The following is a 344-nucleotide window of genomic DNA, read 5'->3' as shown; positions in this document are numbered from 1 at the left end:
AAGGCAGGCGCTCTCCCAGCTGAGCTATGGCCCCATGTGGGGATAAAGTGGGCCTTAGTGGACTCGAACCACCGACCTCACCCTTATCAGGGGTGCGCTCTAACCAGCTGAGCTAAAGGCCCTTATTGCCATTGAAGGATTTAACCCCTTCAAAACTGAACACGAGTAAGTAACATCAGCCGATTGTCTTGCTCATTGTACCGTGACGCTGCGGTCACGAGGTACTCCATAGAAAGGAGGTGATCCAGCCGCACCTTCCGATACGGCTACCTTGTTACGACTTCACCCCAATCATCTACCCCACCTTCGGCGGCTGGCCCCTTGCGGTTACCTCACCGACTTCG

The 344-nt window shown here is 54.9% G+C and carries 1 tRNA gene and 1 rRNA gene; both read right to left on the bottom strand.

From position 1 onward, the window contains the following. Positions 1–48: 48 nt before the first annotated feature. Positions 49–122: transfer RNA gene (locus tag ACSEXW_RS28380), tRNA-Ile, on the bottom strand. Positions 123–232: 110 nt separating this feature from the next. Then, a 16S ribosomal RNA gene (locus tag ACSEXW_RS28375) occupies positions 233–344 on the bottom strand; the annotation flags it as partial.

The sequence above is a fragment of the Oryzibacillus soli genome, assembly GCF_051594765.1.
Taxonomy (GTDB): domain Bacteria; phylum Bacillota; class Bacilli; order Paenibacillales; family NBRC-103111; genus Paenibacillus_AR.
The sequence above is the reverse complement of the archived record's forward strand: the minus strand, read 5'-3'. Positions and strand labels throughout refer to the sequence as shown.